Origin of the sequence: Acinetobacter sp. ANC 4216 (genome assembly GCF_004331195.1) — a bacterium.
Taxonomy (GTDB): domain Bacteria; phylum Pseudomonadota; class Gammaproteobacteria; order Pseudomonadales; family Moraxellaceae; genus Acinetobacter; species Acinetobacter kookii.
This window is the reverse complement of sequence record NZ_SJOC01000005.1, coordinates 136,217-162,003: the sequence shown is the minus strand read 5'-3', so window position 1 is coordinate 162,003 and position 25,787 is coordinate 136,217. Positions and strand designations below refer to the sequence as shown.

26 protein-coding genes are annotated in these 25,787 nt (G+C 42.3%); 9 read left to right on the top strand and 17 right to left on the bottom strand.

Features of this window, described 5'->3' with window-relative positions:
- Nucleotides 1-45 precede the first annotated feature (45 nt).
- Both sppA and E0H88_RS05715 read left to right on the top strand, forming a co-directional pair.
- On the top strand, nucleotides 46-1,071 hold the full coding sequence (gene sppA, locus E0H88_RS05720; protein WP_131273426.1) for a signal peptide peptidase SppA: 1,026 nt from the start codon (nucleotides 46-48) through the stop codon (nucleotides 1,069-1,071).
- Nucleotides 1,068-1,871, top strand: a complete 804-nt coding sequence (locus E0H88_RS05715; RefSeq protein ID WP_131273425.1) for an alpha/beta fold hydrolase — start codon at nucleotides 1,068-1,070, stop codon at nucleotides 1,869-1,871. Before sppA ends, E0H88_RS05715 begins: the two co-directional genes overlap by 4 nt.
- 69 nt (nucleotides 1,872-1,940) lie before the next feature.
- On the opposite strand, the gene purN is transcribed toward E0H88_RS05715, so the two are convergent.
- Together purN and purM are read right to left on the bottom strand one after the other, a co-directional pair.
- Nucleotides 1,941-2,570, bottom strand: a complete 630-nt coding sequence (gene purN / locus E0H88_RS05710; RefSeq protein WP_131273424.1) for a phosphoribosylglycinamide formyltransferase — start codon at nucleotides 2,568-2,570, stop codon at nucleotides 1,941-1,943.
- A gap of 9 nt (nucleotides 2,571-2,579) precedes the next feature.
- On the bottom strand, nucleotides 2,580-3,647 hold the full coding sequence (purM, locus tag E0H88_RS05705) for a phosphoribosylformylglycinamidine cyclo-ligase (RefSeq protein WP_131273423.1): 1,068 nt from the start codon (nucleotides 3,645-3,647) through the stop codon (nucleotides 2,580-2,582).
- 134 nt (nucleotides 3,648-3,781) lie between these two features.
- On the opposite strand from purM, the gene cxpE reads away from it, so the two are divergent.
- From cxpE to E0H88_RS05685, 4 genes are all read left to right on the top strand, one after another.
- The gene (gene cxpE, locus E0H88_RS05700) at nucleotides 3,782-5,002 is read left to right on the top strand and encodes a chloramphenicol efflux transporter CxpE (RefSeq protein ID WP_131273422.1); all 1,221 of its coding nucleotides are present in this window, start codon (nucleotides 3,782-3,784) and stop codon (nucleotides 5,000-5,002) included.
- Nucleotides 5,003-5,017: 15 nt separating this feature from the next.
- On the top strand, nucleotides 5,018-5,722 hold the full coding sequence (gene hda, locus E0H88_RS05695; RefSeq protein ID WP_092818645.1) for a DnaA regulatory inactivator Hda: 705 nt from the start codon (nucleotides 5,018-5,020) through the stop codon (nucleotides 5,720-5,722).
- A gap of 118 nt (nucleotides 5,723-5,840) precedes the next feature.
- A complete protein-coding gene (rbtA, locus tag E0H88_RS05690) occupies nucleotides 5,841-7,643 on the top strand; it encodes a rhombotarget A (protein ID WP_131273421.1) in 1,803 nt (600 codons plus the stop codon).
- A gap of 16 nt (nucleotides 7,644-7,659) precedes the next feature.
- The gene (locus tag E0H88_RS05685; RefSeq protein WP_131273420.1) at nucleotides 7,660-10,077 is read left to right on the top strand and encodes a CSLREA domain-containing protein; all 2,418 of its coding nucleotides are present in this window, start codon (nucleotides 7,660-7,662) and stop codon (nucleotides 10,075-10,077) included.
- A gap of 61 nt (nucleotides 10,078-10,138) precedes the next feature.
- Here E0H88_RS05685 and E0H88_RS05680 read toward each other — a convergent pair whose 3' ends face one another.
- From E0H88_RS05680 to E0H88_RS05660, 5 genes are all read right to left on the bottom strand, one after another.
- On the bottom strand, nucleotides 10,139-10,543 hold the full coding sequence (locus E0H88_RS05680) for a DUF3106 domain-containing protein (RefSeq protein WP_092818642.1): 405 nt from the start codon (nucleotides 10,541-10,543) through the stop codon (nucleotides 10,139-10,141).
- Nucleotides 10,533-10,853: a hypothetical protein gene (locus E0H88_RS05675; protein ID WP_092818641.1), complete on the bottom strand. Its 321-nt coding sequence runs from the start codon at nucleotides 10,851-10,853 to the stop codon at nucleotides 10,533-10,535. Before E0H88_RS05675 ends, E0H88_RS05680 begins: the two co-directional genes overlap by 11 nt.
- Entirely contained in the window at nucleotides 10,850-11,464 is a 615-nt protein-coding gene (locus E0H88_RS05670; RefSeq protein WP_092818640.1) for an RNA polymerase sigma factor, read from the bottom strand. Before E0H88_RS05670 ends, E0H88_RS05675 begins: the two co-directional genes overlap by 4 nt.
- A 166-nt stretch (nucleotides 11,465-11,630) precedes the next feature.
- On the bottom strand, nucleotides 11,631-12,407 hold the full coding sequence (locus E0H88_RS05665) for a TrmH family RNA methyltransferase (RefSeq protein ID WP_131273419.1): 777 nt from the start codon (nucleotides 12,405-12,407) through the stop codon (nucleotides 11,631-11,633).
- 54 nt (nucleotides 12,408-12,461) lie between these two features.
- Entirely contained in the window at nucleotides 12,462-13,436 is a 975-nt protein-coding gene (locus tag E0H88_RS05660) for a class 1 fructose-bisphosphatase (protein ID WP_131273418.1), read from the bottom strand.
- Between the two features lie 186 nt (nucleotides 13,437-13,622).
- On the opposite strand from E0H88_RS05660, the gene E0H88_RS05655 reads away from it, so the two are divergent.
- On the top strand, nucleotides 13,623-13,817 hold the full coding sequence (locus tag E0H88_RS05655; protein WP_086196183.1) for an NF038105 family protein: 195 nt from the start codon (nucleotides 13,623-13,625) through the stop codon (nucleotides 13,815-13,817).
- Between the two features lie 39 nt (nucleotides 13,818-13,856).
- Here E0H88_RS05655 and pal read toward each other — a convergent pair whose 3' ends face one another.
- From pal to E0H88_RS05620, 7 genes are all read right to left on the bottom strand, one after another.
- On the bottom strand, nucleotides 13,857-14,426 hold the full coding sequence (gene pal / locus E0H88_RS05650; RefSeq protein ID WP_131273417.1) for a peptidoglycan-associated lipoprotein Pal: 570 nt from the start codon (nucleotides 14,424-14,426) through the stop codon (nucleotides 13,857-13,859).
- Between the two features lie 47 nt (nucleotides 14,427-14,473).
- Entirely contained in the window at nucleotides 14,474-15,757 is a 1,284-nt protein-coding gene (tolB, locus tag E0H88_RS05645) for a Tol-Pal system beta propeller repeat protein TolB (protein ID WP_165493284.1), read from the bottom strand.
- Between the two features lie 208 nt (nucleotides 15,758-15,965).
- Nucleotides 15,966-17,171, bottom strand: a complete 1,206-nt coding sequence (gene tolA, locus E0H88_RS05640) for a cell envelope integrity protein TolA (RefSeq protein WP_131273415.1) — start codon at nucleotides 17,169-17,171, stop codon at nucleotides 15,966-15,968.
- 3 nt (nucleotides 17,172-17,174) lie between these two features.
- Complete coding sequence (tolR, locus tag E0H88_RS05635) at nucleotides 17,175-17,624, bottom strand: protein TolR (RefSeq protein ID WP_131273414.1); 450 nt, start codon at nucleotides 17,622-17,624, stop codon at nucleotides 17,175-17,177.
- The gene (gene tolQ / locus E0H88_RS05630) at nucleotides 17,624-18,322 is read right to left on the bottom strand and encodes a protein TolQ (RefSeq protein WP_131273413.1); all 699 of its coding nucleotides are present in this window, start codon (nucleotides 18,320-18,322) and stop codon (nucleotides 17,624-17,626) included. The genes tolR and tolQ overlap by 1 nt, the downstream gene beginning before the upstream one ends.
- A 25-nt stretch (nucleotides 18,323-18,347) precedes the next feature.
- A complete protein-coding gene (ybgC, locus tag E0H88_RS05625) occupies nucleotides 18,348-18,758 on the bottom strand; it encodes a tol-pal system-associated acyl-CoA thioesterase (RefSeq protein WP_092818632.1) in 411 nt (136 codons plus the stop codon).
- 247 nt (nucleotides 18,759-19,005) lie between these two features.
- The gene (locus tag E0H88_RS05620; RefSeq protein WP_165493283.1) at nucleotides 19,006-20,355 is read right to left on the bottom strand and encodes an amidohydrolase; all 1,350 of its coding nucleotides are present in this window, start codon (nucleotides 20,353-20,355) and stop codon (nucleotides 19,006-19,008) included.
- Between the two features lie 306 nt (nucleotides 20,356-20,661).
- Between E0H88_RS05620 and E0H88_RS05615 the strand changes: the two genes are divergently transcribed.
- Nucleotides 20,662-21,243, top strand: coding sequence for a hypothetical protein (locus E0H88_RS05615; protein ID WP_131273411.1), 582 nt, complete (start codon nucleotides 20,662-20,664; stop codon nucleotides 21,241-21,243).
- A 79-nt stretch (nucleotides 21,244-21,322) separates the two neighbouring features.
- On the top strand, nucleotides 21,323-22,096 hold the full coding sequence (locus E0H88_RS05610) for a hypothetical protein (protein ID WP_092818629.1): 774 nt from the start codon (nucleotides 21,323-21,325) through the stop codon (nucleotides 22,094-22,096).
- 29 nt (nucleotides 22,097-22,125) lie between these two features.
- On the opposite strand, the gene ruvB is transcribed toward E0H88_RS05610, so the two are convergent.
- From ruvB to E0H88_RS05595, 3 genes are all read right to left on the bottom strand, one after another.
- Nucleotides 22,126-23,133, bottom strand: coding sequence for a Holliday junction branch migration DNA helicase RuvB (gene ruvB / locus E0H88_RS05605; RefSeq protein ID WP_092818628.1), 1,008 nt, complete (start codon nucleotides 23,131-23,133; stop codon nucleotides 22,126-22,128).
- Nucleotides 23,134-23,384: 251 nt separating this feature from the next.
- The gene (gene ruvA / locus E0H88_RS05600) at nucleotides 23,385-23,987 is read right to left on the bottom strand and encodes a Holliday junction branch migration protein RuvA (protein ID WP_092818627.1); all 603 of its coding nucleotides are present in this window, start codon (nucleotides 23,985-23,987) and stop codon (nucleotides 23,385-23,387) included.
- A gap of 122 nt (nucleotides 23,988-24,109) precedes the next feature.
- Nucleotides 24,110-25,450, bottom strand: coding sequence for a deoxyguanosinetriphosphate triphosphohydrolase (locus E0H88_RS05595; RefSeq protein WP_092818626.1), 1,341 nt, complete (start codon nucleotides 25,448-25,450; stop codon nucleotides 24,110-24,112).
- Nucleotides 25,451-25,787: the final 337 nt, after the last annotated feature.

Below are 25,787 nucleotides of genomic sequence, written 5' to 3'. Positions count from 1 at the left end.
GTGTATATAATGAGTCCAATTTAACTCAACAGTGGATCGTTTTCCATGTCCGATTGGCCACCAAAACCAGAAAATGAAATTCAAAATACACCACATAATTCACAAAATATAACTGGCAAAGAATGGCATATTTTAGAAAAAGCCGTTTTAGCCTCTGTAGAAGAACAGCGCCGTGCGCGTCGTTGGGGAATCTTCTTTAAATTTCTCACTTTTGCTTATATTCTTTTTATTTTGGTGCTGATGGCGAAAAGCTGCAGTACATCAACCACAGATCCTACGGCAACGACCAGTTCGCATATTGCCGTAGTCGATATTATTGGCACCATTGCTGCAGACAAGCAAAGTGTGAATAGCACGGATACCGTTAAAGCGCTCAAGAAAGCCTTTGAAAACAAGCAAAGTAAAGCCGTGGTTCTCAATATTAATTCACCAGGTGGCTCACCGGTTCAATCGGATGAAATCTGGCAAGAAATTCAATATTTGAAAAAAGCCCATGCAGATAAAAAACTGTACGCCATCATTGGGGATACCGGTGCTTCGGGTGCATATTACATTGCTTCTGCTGCCGACGAAATTATTGTCAATCCTTCAAGTCTGGTTGGCTCTATTGGGGTGATTATGCCGAACTATGGCGTGAATGGCTTAATGCAAAAATTAGGCGTTGAAGACCGTACTATGACGTCTGGTGAAAATAAGGCACTTTTATCAATGACTCAGCCGGTGGATGCTGCACAAAAAGCGCACGTGCAAGGAGTATTGGATAATGTACATGACCACTTTATCAATGCTGTGAAGCAAGGCCGTGGTAAAAAATTGAAGTCGAACGATCCTGCAATCTTCTCAGGTTTGTTCTGGACGGGTGAACAGGCCGTGAAACTGGGCATTGCAGACCGTACCGGCAGTTTAAATAGCTTGAAACGAGAACTGAAACTGGAAAAAGCAGTCAATTACACCATTGAATATAATCCTTTCGATTCAGTACTAGGACGTATGGGAAGTTCAATGGGGCAAGGTTTTGCCAGCTCAATTTCACAACAGGTCCAATCTGAACAAACGACAAAATTGCAATGAAACCCGTGATCCACTTTGCGCACGCCAATGGCGTGCCATCAAAAGTTTATCAAAAGCTGTTTGATGGACTGAAAGATGAATATGACATTATTTATGTGCCCTTGCTTGGTCCAGACAAGCGTTATCCCATAGACAATCACTGGAACAGCCTGACCAATCAGGTCATTGACAGTATTGTGCGACAGGCCAATGGCAGTAAAGTCATCGGCCTCGGTCATTCTTTAGGATCGGTGCTGACTTTTCAGGCAGCCTTAAAACGTCCAGAGCTGTTTCAACAGGTCATTATGATTGATCCACCCTTAATTATGGGTAAAGATGGCTTTGCTTTACATGTAGCCAAAACCTTGAAGCTAAAAGCCGTGGATAAAATGTCGCCAGCCTCTTTATCTTTACGTCGCAGAGATCATTGGGAAAGTCGTGAACAGGCGGCAGAATTGCTTCGTCCCAAAGGCTTTTATCAACACTTTGATGCGGACTGCTTTCAGGCCTATATCGATCATGCTTTAACTGAGGATAAGGTGCGGGGCGGTGTGGAGTTGACCATTGCAAAAATGGATGAGGTGAATATTTTTAGAACCAATCCATCATTATGGTGGCTGCCGCAGCCGAAACCTCAAGTGCCTGTCCAGCTGCTAATGGCGGAACAAGGGCCGTTTATTGGGCGGGGCTTTCCGCAAATCGCGAAAAAGAAGTTTGGTATTCCATATACGGTTGTTCCGGGAAGCCACATGTTTCCACTGGAAAAACCGCTAGAGACCGTCGCGTTGATCAAGCAACTGATTCAGCAGCCGGCAGTGTAATTTCTGCTCCAGTTAATGATTAAAAAATAAAGCAATAAAAAACGCATCCTCGGATGCGTTTTTTATTCTTTAAAACCTGCAGAATTGCACGGGCTCTTTTATTGCCTGACCACGATACAGCACACCCTGTTCAGTATGCTGGACTGCGCCTGTACAAATCCATTCCACCACTTGCGGGTAGATTAAATGTTCAAGCACATGAACCCGATTTGCTAAAGAAGTAGCATTATCATGCAGATTTACTTTTAGCACACCTTGCGCAAGTGGCTGACCTGCATCCAGTTCGGCAGTGACGTAATGCACCGTACAGCCATGCAGTACATCACCTGTGTTGAGTACCCGTTGATGGGTGTGCATGCCTTTGTAGTACGGCAGCAGGGAAGGGTGAATGTTGAGCATTTTCCCTTCCCAGGCTTTGACAAACTTGGCACTCAAGATGCGCATAAAGCCTGCAAGGACCACCAGATCAACATCCCAATCGAGCAATTGCTGATGCATCACATCATCAAAGGCTTCACGGTTAGGATATTGCTTGTGTTCAATCACTGCAGTTTGAATTCCTGCTTTTGCAGCACGCTCTAAAGCATATGCTTCCGGTTTATTGGAAATCACCCCGATAATTTGACCTGAGAGATTGGCATCAATCAGGGCTTGCAGGTTAGATCCACTTCCTGAAACAAGAACAGCAATTTTAATCATGCGAAGTACTTATGCAAAAACCACACGGATTTTTTCGTCTGCGCCTTCAACTGACTCGGCATTGTCAACGATATGACCCATGGTCCATGCTTTTTCGCCAAGGCCATTGAGGATTTCAACAGTTTTGTCTGCATCAGCAGCGTCAACAGCAAGCACCATACCTACGCCACAGTTGAATGTGCGGTACATTTCAAATTGTTCAACACCACCTTCTTTTTGAAGAAGTGTGAACAGTTCAGGCCATTGCCAAGAAGATTCATTAATCACTGCCTGAGCACCGTTTGGAAGTACGCGAGGTAAATTACCCGGTAAACCGCCACCCGTGATGTGTGCCATCGCGTGAACATCGACCTGTTTAAGCAATTCAAGAATTGGTTTGACGTAAATACGTGTTGGTTCCATTGCCGTGTCTGCAAGTGGACGACCGTCAACAATTTGAGTGAGGTCAACGTTTTTCACGTCAAGAATTTTACGAAGAAGAGAGTAACCGTTGGAATGTGCACCTGAAGACGCAACACCCACTAAAACGTCACCCGCTTTGACTTTAGAGCCATCAATAATTTTGCTTTGCTCAACTACACCTACACAGAAGCCTGCCAGGTCATAGTCTTCGCCTTCATACATACCTGGCATTTCAGCAGTTTCACCGCCTACAAGTGCACAGCCAGCAAGCTCACAACCCGCGCCAATACCTGTCACTACATTTGCTGCAACGTCTACATTGAGGTGACCCGTTGCATAGTAATCGAGGAAGAATAATGGTTCTGCACCACATACAAGAAGATCGTTGACACACATTGCCACCAGGTCCTGACCAATCGTGTCATGACGGTTCAAATTCAATGCCAAACGTAATTTTGTACCAACACCATCTGTGCCAGATACGAGAACAGGTTCTTCATAACCTTTAGGGATTTTACAAAGTGCGCCGAAGCCGCCTAGTCCGCCCATGACTTCAGGACGGGAAGTACGTTTTGCGACAGATTTGATACGATCGACGAGTAAGTCGCCCGCTTCAATGTCGACACCCGCATCTTTATAGCTTAAACCAGTGTTAGGGGAAGTTGAGTTGCTCATAATGAAGTCTCCGCATTCGCGCCGCGATTATACCCGAATATACGAAACTCTTATGTTATTTATGCGCTAAAATGCTATCTTTATTAAAATATTTTACTGTCTAGAACAAATAAACCGAAAAAAGGCGAGTTTCTATGGTCGATCGCACCTCACGACGCATTTTTATACTTGCAGCAATCGTATTCCTCCTGTGGGTTCTGTATCTGCTTAAACCGGTGGTATTACCCTTTATCGGGGCATTTTTAATTGCCTATTTATTTAGTCCTTTGGTGGATAAGTTACATAATATCGGTTTGCCGCGCTGGATGTCGATTAGTGTGGTCTTTATCGGTATTGGTATCGTGCTTACCTTGGCAATGTGGTATCTGGTCCCATTGGTCTGGAAACAGCTGATGTATGCTAAAACCAGTATTCCTGCAGGTATTCACTGGGTAAATTATACCTTCCTGCCGTGGTTATCCAATACATTCAATCTGGTGCCAATGGAAATAGATACCGAGCAGATGTCCTCGGCCATTATGGATTATATTCAAACTAATTATAGTGCAGACAGTATTCAGGCGGTCGTGCTGAAAGTTGCCCAGTCGGGTCTGAATTTTATTCAGATTGGCGGAACGATCATATTAATTCCAATTATTGCCTTCTATTTCCTGCTGGATTGGGACCGTATGCTAGACAGCCTGCGCCGCCTGATTCCGCGTCCCTATGAAAAGACCACCTTAAATATTGTAGCGGAGTGTCATAGTGTTCTAGGTGCCTTTGTTAAAGGTCAGTTCTTGGTGATGTTTTTGCTGGGCGTAGTGTATGCAGCGGGCTTGCAGCTGATCGGACTGGAAGTTGGCCTGATTATTGGCATGATTGCAGGGCTGGCCAGTATTATTCCTTATCTGGGTTTTGCAGTAGGAATAATCGCTGCTGTTATTGCGGCCTTATTTCAATTTGGTCTTGACTGGGTCCATCTGGCATTGGTCGGTGTGGTTTTCATGGTGGGTCAGGCTGTAGAAGGTTATATTCTGCAACCCTTCCTGTTAGGTGATAAAATTGGTTTATCTCCGGTTGCTGTGGTGTTTGCGGTATTGGCTGGTGCCCAGCTTGCTGGCTTCTTGGGAATGCTGATTGCCTTGCCTGTAGCAGCCATCATCGTTGTCCTGTTGCGTCACGCACGCGAGTGTTATGAAAAGAGCCATATTTATAAGCAATCTACACTGATCATACAAGATGCTGGAGCAAGCTCAATTTCGATTGAAGCTGATCAAGTAGATGTCGATATTGAAGTGAAAAATCAGGAATCAAAAAATCTGCAAGATGCTGAAAAATCGAGTAAGATTGAACTGATAGACAATAAAGAACCTTAAGGTTAAAGCTCATATATGCGTCAACTGCAACTCGATATAGAACCGCAACTGGATGCCAGAATTAGCGATTTTTCTGGGCCGGGATGGGGACATGTGATCGATGCAGTTCGACAACTCCATGCCGGTTTAATGAATCGCTTTTATGTCTATGGCGGCGCAGGATCTGGCAAGAGTCATTTGCTTTCTGCTATTTGTGATTCTTATCTGGAAATAGGCAAATCGGCAATTCAGGTTTCACTGCTTGAATTGCTGGATGCTCCTACTGAAGCGATTACCTCATTAGATCAATATGATCTGGTCGCACTGGATGATATTGAAGCGATTAGTGGTGTTCCACATTGGCAAAAAGCAGTCTTTCATTTAATTAATTATAATAATGAAGGTGGGGGGCAACTGGTTTTTTCATCCCGTGTTGCACCGATTGAATTGAAGCTTGAACTTCCGGATTTACAGTCTCGCTTGACTCAGGCAGTCAGTGTGAAGGTGCCATCGGGGAGTTTATATGCTGACCGTTATGCATTGGTGAACTCGGTATTATCGCGTCGGGGAATTCATATTGACCAGCAGATTATCGATTATTTGTTGGCGCATGGACCTCATCAGACTTCGGTTTTACTGCAAACCTTAGAACAGCTTATTCAACTGTTAAAAGGGGAAAAAACCAAAATCAGTCATGCGAATTTAAGACAAATTTATGCCCTGATCGATGAATATCGGTAAACAATAAAAAATCTTGAGAAATTATTCAAGCTGTGACAAAGTACATCAAAATAGTTCGATGTTGCAGGGATATTGCAACTAAAGAATAAAAAAAATTAAAGAATATAAGGAGAGTAATATGCTCAAACGGAGCATAGGTATAGGGATGTTATGCTTTGCAGGACATGCTTATAGTGCGGACATTATTGTAAATACCACTGAAGATACTAAAAAAGATGATAAAGAATGCTCATTACGTGAAGCAATAGAATACGTTAATCTGGGGTTGCCTAAACAAGGTTTTTATGGATGTGGAGGAGAAAACTCTACCTCAACTATTCTGTTAGATAAATTAAAAATCTATACGCTGACAAGCAAAATTAATATTACATCAGCACTTAATCTGAAAACTTATTATGAAACTAACGTGAGTGATACTGCTGTTGCCGGTTTAAACAACGCGATTATTCGTATGACAGGCCAAGATCAAATTTTTAATATTGATGATAATGCCAAAGAACGCGTTACGGTAAACATACAAGAAGTCAGTTTTGAAGGTTGCCAAAAGAGCGTCTGTGCCGATCGCGGTGGTATTTTATACAACAATGAAAACCTGGTTCTAAAGTATGTCAAACTCACGGGAGGAATAGCGCGTTTAGGAGGAGCTATCTATAATGTGGGTGAAAATGCCGATGCCGACGTATATAGTAGCCGTGTATCGATTAGCAACAGTTTGATCGAAAATAACGAAGCGATGAGTGGTGGTATTTTATACAGCCAACGTCCAAATTTCACCATCACGAATGTCGTTTTTAAAAATAATAAAACCACGTCGAGTACGGCTAATATTTTTAGCGAAAAGAATATTCTAGACCCCTCTAAACTGACCTTTCCCTCTAAGATCAATATGATTACCAATAGTACCTTTGTGAATAACACAGGCTATGCTGTTAACATTCGGGATGGGGTAGGCTTAAATAACCTCACCATTGTTGCAAATACCGCTGGGGTGCAATTTGAAGCACCAAATGCTCAAGGCTATATGGCTAACAGTATTGTGATTGGTAATCCAAACGGAACAAATAATAATTGCCAATTTAGTGGTGATGATAAAAGTATTTTGCAAAATAACCTGGTTACTTCTGAATGTAGAAGTGGTGATGTCAATTATCCGAATGAATTTTGGACTGGAAATAAAGTTTTTGCAGGAGACAGTAGCGAGGGCAGTTGTAAATCACTTATTGCAGACCAGGAAGCTTTACTTTGTCCTTATGCAACACCAAAAGATAGCTTTTTAGGATATATACGGCCACGTATTTTACTGAGTGCAAAGAACATGTTTGATACGCTCATTTTAAATAAAGGGCGAGTTGATTCAAATACTGAGCATGTTCAGGTGATCTGTGAAGGATTAGACCAGCGTGATATGAGCCGAACCACTGATAACAGCTGGTGTGACCGCGGTGCTATCGAGATTATTGTACCCACGACTATTTCACGTATTGGACAGGATTTAAAAGTAGGTGAAACAGCGAAAATCAATATTTTGCAATATCTGGGTGATAGCGATTTATATCCAAAAGAAAAATGTGAAGCGTTATTGGGTAAACATCCTGAGGGTGAACAATGGCAAGATGGCTGTCTATATGTTGATCAAACCTTAACGGAGAGTAAAGGTTCACTGACTTTAGATATTGATGGTAATTTGGTTTACACGCCAAATGGTAGTTGGCGCGGTGCGGATATTTTTGAACTGCGTGTCGTTACATCTTCTACACGTTTTAATGAAAATAAAAAATATCTGGTGCTTAGTGCAAATATCGTGCAAGAGCAAAGTAATGCTATGGAAAGCAAGAGCGTCAACACATCAGGTGGTGCATTGGGGCTGTTGAATATATTGGCTTTATTAGGTCTAATGGGTCTACGTCATTACAAAAAATAAGAAATAGGGAAAAGTGATGCACAATTATAAAAAAGGATTGCTCTGTGTGATGGTTTTATCCGCTATGTCATTAATGGCAGCAGAGGATAAAACCATTAAAGTCACAACATTTGTAGATGAAAATGGCGAGAACACAAATGCTTGTTCATTGCGTGAAGCAATCATTACTGCGAAAAAAAATACAGCTTATGGGGGGTGTACTCCCGGAAATACACTGAATGGTGTAGCGGATAAGATTCAATTAGAAGCTGGTACATATAGGTTAAATTCAGAGCTGGTGCCAGAATCGGCTTTGGTGATTAGTGGTATTTCACGTTTTAACTATGATGAAAAAGATAAACTGACGCAAAAATATCCTGCATTTGAACAGATCAAAACTATTATTAGTGGTGAAAATCGTTCAAGAATTTTTAATACCAGCGAGAGTGAAAGCAGTCTAACGCTAAATGATATTCAACTTGAAAAAGGTTATGCTGAAAATGGTCGGGGTGGAGCATTATTACTCGGTGGGACTTTAAGCTTCAATAAAGGTGCAATTCTAAACTCGAAAGCAGATATTGCGGGTGGGGCAATTTATAATATTGCGCAAAATATTGAAAAAGAAGTCAAGATAAGTAACAGCTTAATTCAAGGAAATCAGGCCAATAAAGGCAGTGTTATCGCAATGGATTGTTATAGCAATCTGGGTGATACCAAACCTGCAGTGACTATTTCTCAAAGCAGTATTATTCAGAATGGTTCGACCGCCAGTGCCAGTACATTGGATTTTTGTGGTGTTGCAAATATAAACTTATCTGCGAATACGATTGCACAGAATATAGCAAACCCAAGCAGCGGTAGCATTCTACGGGCAGTAAGCGACGGTTTAGATCGTTTTAGCCCTTATTCGACTTTTACTGCTATCAGTAATACGATTGTAGAAAACTCGGGATATAGCACGTTTTTATATGATGAGTCGGGCGCCAAAGTTTTCGCATTTAATATCTTAGCTTTTAATAATTCGGATAAATCTTGTCGTTATAACTCGGATAATGGTGTTCCGAGTGAAAAAATGATCTTTGTTGCAAGCAATAATGCCTTGAACTTGGCGACAGGATTAAATCAATGTGTGTTACCAAAAATTGCTTTAGAATCCACGATTGAAAGTTCGAAAAACTTAGATGTCTCTAATATCAGTTTTTCTAGCTTACTGTCTAGGATGACAGAATCATCAGCATATAATATGTTCTTGCCTTTATATTATCCAAGAGATAATCAAAATGCAGCAGATTTAATTGATGTCAATCGTTCAGGTTGCAGTGATTTTGATCAACGCGGTTTAAGCCGTTTTTTAGATACGGTTTTACAACTTGAACCAAGCAAAAAGAATAGCTGCGATATTGGTTCGGTTGAACGTATGAATTTATCCGCTATAGATATTACAGATTTAAAAAATAGCTCGATTATTAGTTTATTGGAATTTTATCAGTCCAATATTGATGAACTTAAGGCATTAATTGCAGAAGGAGTTAAAAACTCAACCGGGATCAATGATTTCAAAGAGGAATTAGTTCAATATGAAAACCTGTTGACATATACCAAGCAGCACCAAAAATACCGTGCAATTTATTTTGATCCATTTGTACTGGCGATTCCTACAGAAGAGCGGGTAAGTGATACATCGGGTGAAGATTATCGCATCAAGAGTTTAAATGCCGATAACTATACCGTTGAAGTTGAGCCTTATGGCATTGGCACACTCACCGTCACCGGTGGTAATGCTGTGCTAAAAGGTGGACTGGATGACTTAAAATGCGAATGGAATGCAGATTTTAAACAGATCATGATCTATCGCACACGCGGTGAATTGCTGAATCCTGCTGATTATGCCTACTGTAAATACACGCTTAAAGAGAAAGGTGGTGAAGCCAAGCAGTCTTCAGGTATTTTACAGGCAAGTTTTGTCAATATTACTCCTGTTGCAAAGAACGATATCTATTCAATTAGCTCAAGTTCTAATCTGGAAATAACCGTTAATCCTCTGGAAAATGATCATGATGATGGTGATGGCCTGACTTCTACTTTACCTGCAGCAAAACCAGCATTTTACCAGGATAAACAAGGACAAGAGATTCCAATCCAAATTGAGAAGTTACCAGCTGGGTTGACTATGACGGCAGAGCGTCAGGGTCCTTGTCCTGGTAATGATGTCAGCAATATATGTTATGGTGGAAAATTACATTTTGCAGTTAAGAATAATTTCAGTCAGTTCGATTATCCGGTGACTTATAAAATATATGATGCTGAGGGATTGGGATCGAATACGGCAACTATTTATTTAAACAACACTGCCCAGAATACCAATTCAACATCGAGTGGTGGGGGTTCATTCGGAGTGTATGGGGTATTTGCTCTTCTAGGTTTAACTTTATATCGACGTTATCGCATGAAGTGATAAAAAAGCCGCTGACTTCAGCGGCTTTTTTGACTTTAACTTTTTAAAAATAATCACATGATTAATGAATGGTAGTCGTTTGTGGGAAATATTTACTGATATATTCTTCACGAATGAGGGGGCGCTCTTCGGGTGTCGCCTTTTGCATACGGAGACCTAATTCTCTACGTTCCTGGCTGCTCATTTTCTGCCAGGTTTCACGCATTTTTTGTTTTTCTTGCTCTGGAAGCTGGGTAAACCAATCCATACGTTGCTGTAAGGTGGTACTTTGGGCTTCAGGTAATTCTTTCAGCGATTGGTAACGTTGAATGAGTGCACGTTGTTCACTATCGGATAATGTTTCCCAGGTTTCTGCAACTTGAGTATCGGCATCTTTGGAAAAAATCCAAAAACGTTCGAAACCAGCAAAACTGGTTTGTAAAAATCCGAGTGCACAAAAAGCAAATGCTAATTTTTTAGCTGCCATGTGGAACCTTATCCTCACCTAATACCAGTAACATTTCCAAATCTTCAACCATTTGAGGGGATAGTTTTGGAGTCACCACCACTTGATTTTGAGGTTTTGTTGACATTTCAAAGGAGTCTGGCAACACCACAAATCCAGCTATGGCTGCAGCAAGAGCAAAACCTGACATTTTCCAAAGACCATAACGGGATGTTTCCCGTGCTTGAATTTCTTCGATCACGTGATTCATCACCACAGGTTTAGCTTGGTGATGTTGTGCGAGCCCATCGAGTTTGGAAGTAACTTGTTTTAAGAAATCATCTTGTTTCATTCGGATGACCCTCCACGATATGGATTCAAATGTGCTAAAGCAGCCCGGAGACCTTGAATAGCACGGTGATAATGAGTTTTTACACTACCTTCACTGCACTGCATGATTTGTGCCGTCGTGTGTGTATCAAAACCTTCCCAGGCACGAAGCATAAAGGCTTGTTGCTGGCGAACAGGAAGCTGAGCGATGGCTTCTTTTATTTCTTCGGCCGTCACGGCTTGATCAAGAAAATCGAAGGGACTGGGAGTGTTTTCATCGACAATATCATTCAGCTCAATATCATCATCATCCAGACTAACTTTCTTGAAAAAAGAAAAAGGTTGCGCCCGACGGGCTTCCTTTCTGCGCCAGTCCTGCAGTTTATGGTTTAAGATGGTATAAAACAGGGGATACCATTCATCAGTCGATTTATCGGCATAGGCTTTGTGCAAGGAAATAAATGCTTCCTGTACCAAATCCATCGCAATGCCTTGTTGACCTTGGGTCGCACTTTCCATCATGACCAGGGCACGTCCAGTCACATCCTGCATAAAAATCTTCAGGCGTTGTTCAGCCGTACTCTTCAAAGTACTTAAATTTTCCGACTGAGACTGTTTCGGTGCTGAATCCATAGAGATGGAAAATCCTGTCATTGGATACCCACCATTATTTCCAATTTCATAATTATATAACGTTGGAAATAATGGTTTGGTTGACAAAAATAATATTATTTTTCTAGTGTAGTCTATTTTTAAACATCCACCAGTGATGTTTAAAATAAAGTAACGAAAGAGCTGTTTATAAACGCTGGCGAACCATCTCGAAGAAACAGACTGAACCGGCGATGGCAACGTTTAACGATTCCTGTCCGCCAGGCTGGGGAATTGAAACCGCCTGTGCATGTGCAAGCGCATATTCAGAAACACCTTGGCCTTCGTTGCCTAAAATCCAGACACAAGCTTGAGTCAAATCTTTCGTATACAAGCTTTCTGATTCATGTGAACTGGTTACGTATACCGGAATCTTGAATTGAGACAAAATATCTTCCAGTGCCACATTTTCATAAGTATGCAAGGAAAAATGTGCGCCCATTCCGGCACGGAGTACCCGTGGCGACCAGAGCGAAGCTGAACCTTTGGTGCAGACAATTTGGCGAATACCAGCGGCGGCGGCAGAGCGGAGTAATGTACCAACATTGCCCGGATCCTGAATATTTTCCAGAATCAAGGTGTCTGCTGTGAAATCGAGTGCATTTCGGGAGCTGGGTAAATCGACGATGGCAAGACAAGCCAGTGTGGTACCGAGCGTACTTAAATCCTTATACAGGGATTCACTAATAACAAAGACTGCACCCTGATATTGCTCGGCAATACGGTCAAAATCGGGATGGCTTAAAGCCTGTTCGGTAGTAAAAATAGATTTGATTTTTCTATCTTCTGCTAACCAGGCCAGACACAAATGGGTACCTTCAAGTACGGTTTGACCTTGTTTTTTACGATAAGAATTTTGCTCAATTAAGCCACGCAAGTGCTTAATTTTAGGATTGTCTTTTGATTCTAGAAAAATAGTCGGCATGGGAGAATAAATCCACGGAAGCAAGTCATGAGGACTTACTTCCGCTATAAAAAATTAATTATGATAGCCAGTTACGAGGTCAACTTCGTTTTTAGAACCAATCACAACAGGAACACGTTGGTGAAGTTCAGTCGGCTGTATGTCCAGAATACGTACACGCCCCGTTGTTGAAGCGCCACCAGCCTGTTCCATCAGCATACTCATAGGGTTGGCTTCATACATTAAACGTAGACGACCGGCTTTTTTCGGGTCTTTAGTGTCATATGGGTACATAAAGATACCGCTACGACAAAGAATACGGTGGATATCACCCACCATACACGCCACCCAACGCATGTTGAAGTCTTTTTCACGCGGGCCTGTTTTACCTGCAAGCAACTCGTCGATATAACGTTTTACCGGTGCTTCCCAATGACGTTGATTCGATGCATTGATCGCATATTCTTTGGTATCTGCTGCAACCTGAATATTTTCAGAAGTCAGCAAAAATTCTTTAGATTCTGGGTCGAAAGTAAAGAATACCACACCCGCACCTACAGTCAGCGCCATCATGGTAGATGGACCATAAAGAACATAACCTGCTGCGACCTGGTTGGTACCTGCCTGCAAGAAATCTTCTGCCTGGGTTAGCGCATGTTTTGTTGGAAGAATCGAGAAAATAGTCCCGACACACATGTTGATATCAATGTTGCTAGAACCATCAAGAGGATCAAACAATACCAGATACTTGCCGTTTTCTTGAGCTGGAGTGAATTCGTCCAATTCTTCAGAAGCCAGACCACCCACGTGTGGATGAACTTTTAGGGCATCAATTAAATAATCATTTGAAATAATATCAAGTTTCTTTTGTTCTTCACCCTGAACGTTTTCGTGTTGTGCACTCCCTAAAACACCAGCCAAAGCACCTTTTTGCAATAATTGATCGATGTCTTTACATGTATTGCCAATTGTTTCAATAACTTGAGCTAATTCAGGTGTAAGATTCCCGTTTTGTTGTTGTAAATACTGGGAAAGGGTGAGGTATGACATGACAGGAAAGCTCCAATTAGAAAATGATAAAAAATTATCAAAAGAATATGGGCAGCTATTTTAGATGAGAACGCGGCAAAAGAACAATTAAACTCGACTATTTGTCGCGATTTTACTCTTGTAAGTTCTGTGGAAAATGCTATGTTGGGGTCTATAGGTTATGGAAAACGTGATAGGAGCATAATTATGACAACGCAAAAGTTTGATGCGACTCCAACGCCAAATGAAGCTATGAGTTTAGATGATATTTCTGCCGAAAAAGTGAAAGAAGCGTGGAAAGCATATGAAGCTAAACCTGAATACAAAAAATTCAACAAGCATGATCTGATTGAATCCATGCAGCATCCGCAAGAAGCCTCTCAGGCATCTGAGAAAGCTTAAAAAAAGCGCTCGAAATTGAGCGCTTTTTTATTGGAACCCTTATTTTAATAGAGGGGGAACGGCTTCATAGTTGATTTCTACGCGGCGGTTTTCTTTCCATGCATTTTCGTCATGACCTGGATTAATCGGCATTTCCTTACCATAGCTCACGGCTTCCAATTGGGTTGCAGCAACACCGTTCGTCAGCAGGAAACTTTCTACAGCTTTGGCACGGCGTTCACCCAAAGCCATGTTGTATTCACGGGTACCACGTTCATCTGTATGACCGGTCAAAGCAACTTTTGAATTGGCATTGGCGACAAGAAATTGGGCATGTGCCTGAAGGGTTTGATAGTCTTCATTTGAAAGTTCACTGCTGTCATAGTCAAAGTGAACCACACGCTTGGCCAAGAACGCCTTGTTCGCAGCAGTGACCCCTTTAGATGATGCACCTGCCAGGTTCTGTGCATTCAAGGCTGCATCTTCACTTAGACCCTCAGTACTGACGCTAATGGCCTCACTCGGATTTTGCCCTGCCTGGATTTCAGCAGCCGGTTTGCGGCTGGCACATCCAGTCATCACCAGCGCTGTAGCAAGTACAGGAAGTACCAATAATTGAACTGCTTTCATCTTTATCTCCATGATTATCATTACTTTAGATTAATAAAATTAAATTGTTATTTTGGTGCCCAAGCCGGTTCGCGAACTTCGCCCTGTTCACTTGGCAAGTTCATGCGGAAACGGCCATCCAGTGACATGATGGACAATAAGCCTCGATTTCCTTCACGGGTTGCATAGACCACCATTTGACCATTTGGAGAGAAACTTGGTGACTCATCCAGACTGGTCGGGGTAAGAATGTTGGTAATACCGGTGTTGATGTCCTGAATGGCAACTTTGTAATTGCTGCCACTTGGACGATGGACCAAAGCAATTTTTTTGCCATCTGCACTTAATGTACCACGGGCATTAAATGCGCCCCGGAAGGTCAGACGCTTACTTGTGCTATTGGCAAAATTATAGCTATAAATCTGTGCTGAACCACCGCGGTCAGAGGTGAAAATAAAGGATTTACCGTCAGGAGCATAACGCGCTTCGGTATCAATGGCACTGTCACTGGTCATGCGCTGTAGTTCACGCGTATCCAGGTTCATTTGATAGATTTCAGGATTGCCATGCATGGAAGCCGTAAACAACATGTTTTTGCCATCTGGTGAGAAGCTCGGTGCACCATTCAGCCCACGGAAACTGGCCAGTTTTTCACGTTTCCCTGTAGCCAGGTCCTGTACGTAAATGGCCGGACGTTTGGTTTCAAATGAAACGTACGCAATTTTTTTCGCGTCTGGGGTCCAGGCCGGTGACAGGATAGGATCACGGGAAGTCAGAATGGTTTTCGGCTGTTCACCATCGGTATCGGCAATTTGCAGGGTATAGCGCTGTTCCGGGGTGGCAGGGTTACGCAGTACATAGGCGATACGACCGCTAAAATCACCTGGAATACCGGTTAATGCCTGATAAATGGCATCACTGATCATGTGGCCGGCTTGACGAATACGTGAAGCAGGTACAGTCAATAATTCATTTAATAGGTATTGCTGTTTTTCTACATCATAGAGCTGATAATGAACTTCAAAACTGCCATTGTCCGTTGTTTTCACTGTTCCGGTCACCACATAGGGAACACCGGCAGATTTCCAGGCTTCTGCATTTGGAGCATTCATGCTTGCTGTTGCAGGAAGATTTTTGGAAGCACTGGAAAATTTGCCGGAACGGTTCAGGTCGTTTTCGACGATTGGATAAATACTTTGATCATTATTAAATGGAATAATGGCAATTTTTGGTGCTTCTTCAGGGGCCTTGGCAATCTCCAGATGTAACTGAGCATGAGATTGGGTGGCTAATACCGGGTTTAAAGCGGTCAAAATGGTCAGGCAAAGTAGATGTTTACGCGTCATTTCCATCATCTGCTACGTACTCTAAAAGATATAAATTATTGTGAATTTGCTTGTGTCACATAATGGCATGATTTTGAATGATTGAAAGCACATCATGATGACTAAACTGTTATAAGACTGTGAAAAGTGAATAAAATTTTATCTGTTTTATCGGCTGTCCAGTTTAAATGCCAAAAAAAGCCACATCAATCAAAATTTGATGTGGCTTTTTATACTATTTCGCCATAAAGCTCGAAGTAAAGGTTCTTGCTTCACGTCGTGCATCTGGATCGGATGGCATAGGATAAGGTGCAGCTGCCCGAACTGCGGCTTCTACGCTGGCTTTCATGTCAGGGTCACTCGAGTTGACAATCACGGATTGAACCGAACCGCTATCACTTAAAGTCACACGGGCAGTAGCTTTTTGACCTGATGAACCACTTGGAATGTCCCATGCACGTTTGATTTTATTTTCAAAATCACGTTTTGCAGTTGAGGCAATTTTCTTTGCTTCAGCCTTTTTGGTTGCCGCTTCTTCTGCAGCCTGTTTAGCAGCTGATGCTTTGGCTTCTTCCGCGGCACGTTCACGTACTTCCGCATCTGCTTTCGCCTTTGCAGCGGCATCAGCCTTGGCTTTGTTAGCGGCCTCAGCTTTTGCCTTATTAGCTGCATCTGCTTTTGCTTTTGCAGCGGCCTCAGCTTTGGCTTTATTTGCTGCATCTATTTTAGCCTTGGCAGCAGCGTCAGCCTTAGCTTTATTTGCAGCATCAGTTTTTGCTTTCGCAGCTGCATCTGCCTTGGCTTTATTCGCTGCATCTATTTTAGCTTTAGCAGCGGCTTCAGCGCGTTGTTTATCCGCTTCCGCTTTTCTTAGTGCATCCGCCTTTAATTTTTCTGCTTTCGCACGTTCAGCCTGATCTATTTTGCGTTTGGCATCAGCTTCTGCTTTGGCAGCTGCTTCTGTCTTGGCTTTATTTGCCGCATCAGCTTTGGCTTTTTCAGCAGCCTCCGCTTTAGCTTGGGCTTTTAATTTATTCGCTTCAGCAACTTTTGCATTTTCAGCGGCTTGTTGTTCAGCTTTTTGCATCGCTTCTGCAGCCGCCTTGGCTTGCTGTGCGGCTTTATCAGTATCAGGTTTTACTGGTGCTGGAGTAGGGGGCGCAACTGGAATCACCGGAGCAGGTTCCACACTTGGTTCAGCCGTTTGGGTAATTTGCTCGGCGACATTTTTGTGGGCTGTTTCATCAAACTCTGTGACTTCACGTGTCATAGGTTTTAAATCTTCAGGTTTAACTAAAACCGTCGTGATTTTTTTGGGAGGCTCAGGTGGTTTACTCATGCCTAAAAAAAGTAAGCCAGTCAGTGCCACCACATGGACACCGATGGTAAATCCAAGCGCAATCGTTTTTTCTTTAGATTGTGGCTTTGTGAAATCTTTCATAAATTATTTTAATGGCTCAGTCAGTAAACCTACTTGAGTTAATCCTGCATCCTGTAAGGCAGACATGAGTTTCATGACTTCACCATAAGGACGAGATTCACTGCCGTTAATCAGTACACTCATCTGTTTTTTCTGTGCTGAAGCTTCGCGTTGCGATTCAGTCAGTACCGCTTTTAATTCGTCCAGTGTAAGTACATCATTATTATGTGATTTATCTTCAAGTTTAATGGTGCCATCCGTTTCAAGCGTAACAATGGCAGGGCGGTCTTCGGCCTGCATGGGTGTGCCATTGGCTTGAGGCAAATCAACTTTTACACCGGTCGTAATCATGGGGGCAGTGACCATAAAAATCACCAGAAGTACCAGCATGACATCAATATAAGGCACGACATTCATGTCGCTTTTTAACGGTTTTTTGATACGCTCAAAGCGTCCGGAACGTTGAATCGCCATCAGTCATTTTCCTGTGCAGAATCCACAGTTTGACGTTGTAATAGCGCCACCATTTCTTCAGCAAATAAAGCACGGTCTGAATAAACTGCTTCACCTTTTGCAGTGTAATGGTTAAAGGCCAAAACGGCAGGAATGGCGGCAAACAGGCCAATTGCAGTTGCAATCAGTGCCTCGGCAATACCCGGAGCAACAGTGGCCAGCGTCACCTGATCGACATCTGCCAGGCCAATAAAGGCATTCATGATGCCCCAAACCGTACCGAACAGTCCGACATAAGGAGCAACGGAACCAATGCTCGCCAACGCACCCAAACCCTGCTCCAGATTGCCTTGATCACGGCTCAAGCCAACGCGTAAAAGGCGTTCTGTGCCTTCAATGCTTTGCTGGGCAGGCGCATTGCGTTTTTTGAGTTTTAAAAATTCACCCAGGCCCTGATAAAAGATATCTTCCAGACCTACACGTTTGGAATTGAGCTGGGCATTGTTATACAGGGTGTTTAATTCGGCGCCCGACCAGAAGATTTTTTGAAAGTGTTGATCTTCGGCCTGGGCTTTTTTATAACTCATATGTAACTTAGCAATCAGATACCAACTATATAGTGATGCCAGAAGGAGCAGCAGCATTACCAGTTGAACGACAGGACTTGCTTGTAAAATAAGATCTGATACGTGTAGCGAAGATTCTAGTTGTGTTGCCATAGTTACAATGTGCCAATAAATTTTTTTAGTCTTGTCCTAACTCTTTCAGAATTAGTGAACGGATTTCCTCAGGAAGTCGTGTTGGACGCATGCCGTCTACACTGATACATGCCAATTCGACTTCACCAGATGCAAGCATGATTTCACCACGATAAATATTCTGTTGCAATACAAATGATGTCGCTTTACACGAAACTACACTCGCGGTAACAGTAATCAGGTCATCCATCAGGATAGGGCGTGCATATTTTACGTTAATTTTATGGACCACAAAGTGATAATCTTTTTGGTGCCAGTAATGTTCAACACCCGCCGCACGTAACCATTCAGTACGGGTACGTTCCATAAAACGAATATGGTTAGCATGATAGACAATGCCACCTGCATCGGTGTCTTCAATATATACACGAATGTTGAATTCGAATTTATTCGCCATGATGGATCCCATTTTTCAATTCAGTTTTATGGTTTTAGCTGTACTTTTAGCAGGTTAAAAAACTGTGAGAAATGACGTTTTTTCTGCCAAGAGTCAAGCTGTGTAACGCATTGCAGTTTATCATTCTGAGATTTGAGTCCAATGGCACAAGGTTTCAAATGAAATCTATTCTGTGTTCAATCGTCAAGACCTTTACATAGATGTAAAAAAAGTGAGCAAAGGATGCTCACTTTTTTAAAAATGGACTTTATTTTTTTGCAGCTTGCATCTTTTTCCAGTCTGCCTGTACCTGTTCGGCAACTTTTGGATAATCCAGGATAAAGCGCACATGGCTTTCTACCCCGGTTTTTAAGGTCGCATTATCGACGATAAATAACGGGTTATGGTTCGGCGCGGCTTTGGTCATGTCCTGATCGGCAGGCGTTGCGCCTACAAAGACAAACAAGGATGGCATCAGCTGACCATAATATGAAAAATCTTCGCTGGCACTGGCATTGTTGTCCAGCACATGCAGTTTGTCTTCGCCATTCACCTGAGCCAGTGTGGGTTGCATCAGTTTTGTTAAGGTTTTGTCATTGGTGGTCACAGGCGCGTATGGCGCAATTTCCACTTTTGCAGTGACATTATTTGCAGCAGCATTATGTTCTAGCATTTTAGGCAAATTTTTTAAAATGCCCTGGCGGACATCTTCACTGTTAGAACGAATGGTGCCGACCATATTCACCTGATCGGGAATGACATTCCCCGTTGTTCCGCCGTGAATGCTGCCAATACTGACTACGCCCATGCCTTTGGTCAAATCTGCATTACGGCTGATCAAACTTTGCATGTTGTTGATCATTTGCGAAGAAGCATAGATTGGATCGCGACCCAGCCAAGGCATGGAGCCGTGGACTTGTTTGCCATTCACTTGAATGCGTAAATGATCGGCACTGTTCAGAATCGCGCCATCTTTATATAAGATATTGCCGCTTGGCATACCTGCCATGACGTGCATACCAAAAATCACTTCCGGTTTTGGATTGTCCAATGCACCATCGGCAATCATTTTACGTGAACCGATTAAATGGCCTTGGCTAAAGTTATCGACATCGGCACCGCCTTCTTCAGCCGGCTGGAATACGAATACCACTGTACCTGCAATTTTATCTTTATTGGCTGCCAGGGCTTTGGCTGCACCCAGTAACATCGCGGTATGCGCATCGTGACCACAGCCATGCATGACGTGCGTTTCTGCACCCTGATACATGGCTTTGGCTTTGCTGGCATAAGGGAGTCCAGTTTTTTCTTCAATCGGAAGGGCATCCATGTCGGCACGGAGTGCCATGACCGGACCCGGTTTCGCGCCTTTAAGCACCCCAATTACACCTGTTTTGGCATAGCCTTTGCGCACTTCAAAGCCATAAGATTTCAACTCTTTTTGTACCAGCTCAGAAGTTTTGAATTCCATATTGCCAAGTTCAGGATGTTGATGAATATGTTCCCGCAGCTTAATGGTGTGGGCTTCTACGTTTTTAACGGAATCATCAATCCAGTCAGCAAGGCTGAGTTGGCTACAAAAGAGAAGTGGAAGACAAAGGGAAATCTGCTTGTACATGTTCATATCTTGGGAGAACCTTAAGAGTTTGAAATAGTTAAAGTGACTTTCTAGAATTGCATATTGTTTTAAATTTAATCAAAACCCTCTAAGTATTTGTTTATACTTTAAAAGTATATTAAGTATTAATGTTTGTTCTAAAAGGGCTTTATTCGCTTTTTTACATTGTAAAATTATGTATTTCATGTGAGAGTGAGTTTATAAAATTTGTATATAACACTTACTTTTTGAATCTATGCTTAGCGATTTCATTTGATTCAATCTATGGATGGCGCATTGCATGACGGGTAAATATTAGAGTTTAAAATGAACCGTTTTTTGAAATATCTCATCATTTTCGCCATTGGTTTTGCACTTTGGTCATATTGGCTGAAACCGGATAAAGGTATTTCAGATGCTGCTGATTATCAAACCACAGCGGGGATTCATCAGTTTAATGGCTATAGCATGACAAATTTGCAGCCTTATGCTGGCGAGTTTCGGGTTCTATCCAAAGAAGACTATAGTTTTGGGCGAGAGGCGGAACTCAGTCCCGTTGATTTTGCTTTGGGATGGGGCAGCATGACCAATCCTGCTGTTTATAAGCAGTTGTCGATTAGTCAGAGTAATCGCTGGTATTACTGGCGTTATGAAAATGCACCCCCTATACCTGTGAATGAAATTTCAACGCACAGCGCCAATACACACTTGATCCCGGCCTCGAAACAGATTGCAAAACAGCTGAAAGAGATTGATCAGGATGATTTGATTTATTTGAAAGGACAACTGGTTGAGGTCTCGGCTGCTGATGGCTGGAAGTGGCGCAGTTCTTTGAGTCGTGAAGATACAGGGAATGGTGCGTGTGAGCTGATGTTGGTGGAAGAGGTACGTGTCATCTCTAATTTATAAGTATCTAATTAATTTAAATTAAAAAGAAAAAACCTTTAAGATAACCCTAAGGAATATTTAAAAATAAGTTGGGGGAAAGATGGCAGAACAAGAAGGCAAACAAGCGTTAATGATCCAGCTTCCATGGACAGTACCGCAACAAGAAAATACACAAGCTATTATTTTGCAACAGCCAAATGGGCAGAAAGTGTATTTGGATTTAAATCATTCCACAGATACAACCGCAATTTCCTCTTTTGCACTATCGGTAATTATTGCCCTCATTCTTGGTGGTTTTGCAACATGGTTAGCATATTGGTATGGGCGGAGAAGTTTTGATTTAACGAGACAGTCTTTCGATACTGTGATTGCTCAAATTAAAAGTTCTGAACAAGTAGCTTTAGATTTAAATCAAAGATTATTTGAACAACAACAAAAACTTCAGAATGATCAAAACAAAAATGCTCAAAATACTGAAAATCTAAATTTATTACATAGTTCGATAGTAAGATTTATAGTAGAAGCTGAAAATTTTCTTTTGAAGATAACCTTGTTGGAGCAAAAGCATAAAGGATATGATTTTCTAGAAAAAATAGAACCGAATTCTTACCAAGATTTGTTTTTTAATGAGATTGGAAAGTCCTTTGAAGTACTAGGAATTGAACGATCAAAAATCATACTTTATTATTTGCGAATTAGTAAAAAGGATTATGAGGAAATAGCAAATACTCTTAAAGACGTTTATATGTCGGCTTTAGATGTTCGTAATTCTTTAATTAGAGGTAGAGATAATTTTGGAAATTATTCAATAGATTGTATGAAAAAAATTGAGAAAGCGAAATTTATACTGAATGAAATTTTAGAAATTTACTAAAATTAAAGCCCAATTAATGGGCTCTAAAATTACTTATCCTTCGGCTCTGGCGGTGTCATTCCAAACTGCAAATACGCCATATTAGTCGCAATACGACCCCGTGCTGTACGCATGGTATAACCTTGCTGAATCAAGTAAGGTTCAATCACATCTTCCAATGTACCTGAATCTTCAGCCATAGCGGCAGCTAAAGCTTCCACACCGGCAGGACCGCCATCAAAACGTTCTAACAGCATGCTCAAGTAACGACGGTCTAAAGTGTCTAAACCATCTTTATCGACATTCAGCATATCCAGTGCACGTTGTGCCATTTCCTGAGTCACTTCACCGGTACCTTTGACTTGGGCATAGTCACGCACACGACGCAGCAGACGGTTGGCAATACGCGGTGTACCACGTGCACGACGGGCAACTTCTTTAGCCCCTTCTTCAGTGATAGGCACATCCATTAAATTCGCTGAACGCGAAACAATATGGGTTAGGTCTGCAACCGAATAAAACTCCAGACGTTGCACAATACCAAAACGGTCACGCAGTGGAGAGGTAAGCAAGCCCGCACGTGTGGTTGCAGCGACCAAGGTAAATGGTGGCAAATCCAGTTTAATGGAACGTGCGCCAGGACCTTCACCAATCATGATATCCAGCTGGTAATCTTCCATGGCTGGATACAGGATTTCTTCAATTACTGGAGAAAGACGGTGAATTTCATCAATAAATAAAACATCGCCTTCTTCCAGGTTAGTCAGCATGGCGGCCAGATCGCCTGCACGTTCTAAAACGGGACCAGAAGTCGATTTTAAATTACCGCCCATTTCCCGCGCGATAATATTGGCAAGCGTGGTTTTACCCAGACCGGGTGGGCCAAAAATCAGGGTGTGGTCAAGTGCTTCGCCACGGCCACGGGCTGCGCCAATAAAGATTTCCATTTGCTCGCGTACCACAGGCTGACCAATGTAGTCTTCCAGGGAAGTGGGGCGAATGGCGCGATCAAAATGATCTTCGGGTTTTTCAGAACCACTGATGAGACGGTCTTGCATATCTATTTAACTTAATTTCTTTATTGGAGCTGTTTGATGCTGCATAAAGCACAGCCTCAACTAATGATTTGTGTTTAACTACCATTGTGTAGGCATTGTTTTACTTTTGAAAGATCAAAAGTAACAAAAATCTTTTGTTAGATTGAGGATATATCCTGAGCAAGCTTTAAGCACTGCTTTAAAGCGTAGCGCAAGTCAATCTAACGGCGACATCCATGTCGCCTACGTGTATCCAAGATTGTTGGACATTTTTATTTATTCATCGACTTTAATGCAGCACGGATAATGTCGCTAGCTTCAGTATAGTCAGCTTTAACGGCATTAATCAGTTTTTGTGCTTCTAAAGGTTTATAACCTAATGACTGTAACGCCGCTTCTGCCTCGGCGACAGCGGAGTTACCACTAAACTGGATTTGCTCTACGGTAGAATTGCCTGGTGTCGTGCCAGCTGACATGGCTTTGAAGCGGTCACGCAGTTCAATCATCAAGCGTTCAGCGGTTTTTTTACCCACCCCTGGAACTTTGACCAGGGTATTTACATCTTCATGTTCAACAGTATGAATGAGCATTTCTACACTTAAAGTCGACAGAATACCCAGTGCCATTTTAGGACCCACGCCGTTGACTTTCAGCAGGGTACGGAAGATGGTTTTTTCCTGTGCATTCAGGAAGCCATACAGAAGCTGCGCATCTTCACGAACGGCCAGGTGCGTCCATAGTGTAACTTTCTGGCCTTTTTGTAATTGGCAAAATGTTGAAAGCGGGGTGTCGATTTCATAGCCCACACCATTTACATTTAATAATACTGTCGGTGCTTCTAGAGCCAACACCTCGCCAATAAGACATCCAATCATGTTAATTTATTCACTTATCTATCGTTGGTTGCATAGTAGAGAGCATTTGTCATAAAGGCAAAATGCTCAGGCATAATGGTTTAAATTTAGCAGAAATTCCAGTCAGAATAGCTGCAACATCTTTACATCAAGCCGGCTTTATTGCCCTGTAACTCTTGCGACAGGTTGTAGGCCTGATGGTCTGAGAATTTAGAAATAATGTCCAGCACCTGCATAATATTTTCATAGTGGTTGCTTTGAAAATTGACACCGGCACGTTGCAGCATGGACATCAAGCGCTGTTCTTTAAAGCTTAAAGTCTTATGCGGTGTCGTCAGCGGAATAAAGGCATCCAGAATGTTTTGCAGACTTTGATGGGCGATAATTTCCAGACCCGCCTTTTGCGGATGTTCAAAAATCTTGTCACGCGCCAGGTTTTTTGCCCGTTCAATGCCATGTTCAATATCTTCTGAACAATATTGCAATAAACTGCCTTTCAGTTGACCCGATAAAATTTCAAAGTGATGTTTGGCAAATGCCGTGGTGACTTCATCCACCAGCCGTTTCATCACCCGGCCACGTAAAGCGGCAATTTTTTGCTGCCATGTGGTGGTTGGCATGGACAGTTCTTCGGGCTTGCCATAATCCGAGATTAAGTCGAGAAAAATCGGTTCGACTTCTTCATAGGACAGCATATTTAAAATAATGCCATCTTCCAGATCAATCAGGGCATAACAGATGTCATCGGCGGCTTCCAGTAAATAGGTGAGCGGATGTCGGCAATAATGATATTCACCGAGCTGAATTAAACCGAGCTGTTCAGCAATTTGTTTCAAGATCTCTCTTTCAGACTGGTAACAGCCAAATTTTGCCCGCTGACTGGCCGGGCGATCCCCTTGCGAGGCAATGGTTTTAGACAGCCACGGATATTTGAGATAAGCCCCTAATGTGGCAAAAGTCAGGCGCATACCACCGTCATTCGGATGGTAATCAATTTTGGTCAATAAACGTAGGCCTTGGGCATTGCCTTCAAACTGGCGTACATCGGCCTGTTCTTCCGGTGTCAATTTTTCCAGAAAATTGCCATGAGATACATCATCAAACCATTCACGAATGGCGTATTCACCGGCATGCCCAAAAGGGGGATTGCCAATATCATGCGCGAGGCAGGCGGCCTGAATAATGGCACCGACATCGGCAGGGGAAATCCACACAGGGAGTTGATCTTTAATTTTTTCCGCTGCCAGCATGCCCAGTGAACGGCCAATACACGACACTTCCAGCGAATGGGTCAAACGGGTGTGAATGCCATCGTGCTGAGTTAACGGATGCACCTGGGTTTTACGGTTTAACTGGCGAAAACTTTGTGAAAAGATAATACGGTCATAATCTTTGTGAAATGGGCTACGTGCCTGTTCTGAACTTTGTTTTTTGCTACCAATACGAACTGTCGAAAGCAGTTCCAACCAACGCATTTGTTCCATTTATCATTATTCAGTGAAGACCTGAATTCATCATGCCAAAAAAAAGTCTCACCGACTAGAGTAGGGCGACATGATTTGTCTTTCTAATAAAACAGTCTATAGATGGATTCATGACAAGTTATATGAAGGAGTCGACAGCAGGGTATTTGTTGAGATAAAAAATAAGATTCGAATACTATGCCTTAAAATCAATGGCCCATACAGGATTCGGAATAAACTCAAGTTGTTGCGATAATATTTAGAAACAAGATATTCATCGATTAAATCTTCATGAGTTTTAAAATTTTTATCTGAAAAATAAAATATTCTTCTCTGTTCTTGAGTGAATAGATGCCAC

Coding starts and splice junctions, on each gene's coding strand:
- sppA (WP_131273426.1), top strand. CDS start 46: ATGTCCGATTGGCCACCAAAACCAGAAAATGAAATTCAAAATACACCA.
- E0H88_RS05665 (WP_131273419.1), bottom strand. CDS start 12,407: ATGCCGACTATTTTTCTAGAATCAAAAGACAATCCTAAAATTAAGCAC.
- tolQ (WP_131273413.1), bottom strand. CDS start 18,322: ATGGCAACACAACTAGAATCTTCGCTACACGTATCAGATCTTATTTTA.
- purN (WP_131273424.1), bottom strand. CDS start 2,570: ATGATTAAAATTGCTGTTCTTGTTTCAGGAAGTGGATCTAACCTGCAA.
- E0H88_RS05670 (WP_092818640.1), bottom strand. CDS start 11,464: ATGGATTCAGCACCGAAACAGTCTCAGTCGGAAAATTTAAGTACTTTG.
- pal (WP_131273417.1), bottom strand. CDS start 14,426: ATGAAAGCAGTTCAATTATTGGTACTTCCTGTACTTGCTACAGCGCTG.
- E0H88_RS05615 (WP_131273411.1), top strand. CDS start 20,662: ATGAACCGTTTTTTGAAATATCTCATCATTTTCGCCATTGGTTTTGCA.
- E0H88_RS05660 (WP_131273418.1), bottom strand. CDS start 13,436: ATGTCATACCTCACCCTTTCCCAGTATTTACAACAACAAAACGGGAAT.
- E0H88_RS05685 (WP_131273420.1), top strand. CDS start 7,660: ATGCACAATTATAAAAAAGGATTGCTCTGTGTGATGGTTTTATCCGCT.
- hda (WP_092818645.1), top strand. CDS start 5,018: ATGCGTCAACTGCAACTCGATATAGAACCGCAACTGGATGCCAGAATT.
- E0H88_RS05680 (WP_092818642.1), bottom strand. CDS start 10,543: ATGGCAGCTAAAAAATTAGCATTTGCTTTTTGTGCACTCGGATTTTTA.
- purM (WP_131273423.1), bottom strand. CDS start 3,647: ATGAGCAACTCAACTTCCCCTAACACTGGTTTAAGCTATAAAGATGCG.
- E0H88_RS05715 (WP_131273425.1), top strand. CDS start 1,068: ATGAAACCCGTGATCCACTTTGCGCACGCCAATGGCGTGCCATCAAAA.
- ruvB (WP_092818628.1), bottom strand. CDS start 23,133: ATGCAAGACCGTCTCATCAGTGGTTCTGAAAAACCCGAAGATCATTTT.
- E0H88_RS05595 (WP_092818626.1), bottom strand. CDS start 25,450: ATGGAACAAATGCGTTGGTTGGAACTGCTTTCGACAGTTCGTATTGGT.
- rbtA (WP_131273421.1), top strand. CDS start 5,841: ATGCTCAAACGGAGCATAGGTATAGGGATGTTATGCTTTGCAGGACAT.
- ybgC (WP_092818632.1), bottom strand. CDS start 18,758: ATGGCGAATAAATTCGAATTCAACATTCGTGTATATATTGAAGACACC.
- E0H88_RS05610 (WP_092818629.1), top strand. CDS start 21,323: ATGGCAGAACAAGAAGGCAAACAAGCGTTAATGATCCAGCTTCCATGG.
- E0H88_RS05620 (WP_165493283.1), bottom strand. CDS start 20,355: ATGTACAAGCAGATTTCCCTTTGTCTTCCACTTCTCTTTTGTAGCCAA.
- ruvA (WP_092818627.1), bottom strand. CDS start 23,987: ATGATTGGATGTCTTATTGGCGAGGTGTTGGCTCTAGAAGCACCGACA.
- tolB (WP_165493284.1), bottom strand. CDS start 15,757: ATGGAAATGACGCGTAAACATCTACTTTGCCTGACCATTTTGACCGCT.
- tolR (WP_131273414.1), bottom strand. CDS start 17,624: ATGGCGATTCAACGTTCCGGACGCTTTGAGCGTATCAAAAAACCGTTA.
- cxpE (WP_131273422.1), top strand. CDS start 3,782: ATGGTCGATCGCACCTCACGACGCATTTTTATACTTGCAGCAATCGTA.
- tolA (WP_131273415.1), bottom strand. CDS start 17,171: ATGAAAGATTTCACAAAGCCACAATCTAAAGAAAAAACGATTGCGCTT.
- E0H88_RS05675 (WP_092818641.1), bottom strand. CDS start 10,853: ATGAAACAAGATGATTTCTTAAAACAAGTTACTTCCAAACTCGATGGG.
- E0H88_RS05655 (WP_086196183.1), top strand. CDS start 13,623: ATGACAACGCAAAAGTTTGATGCGACTCCAACGCCAAATGAAGCTATG.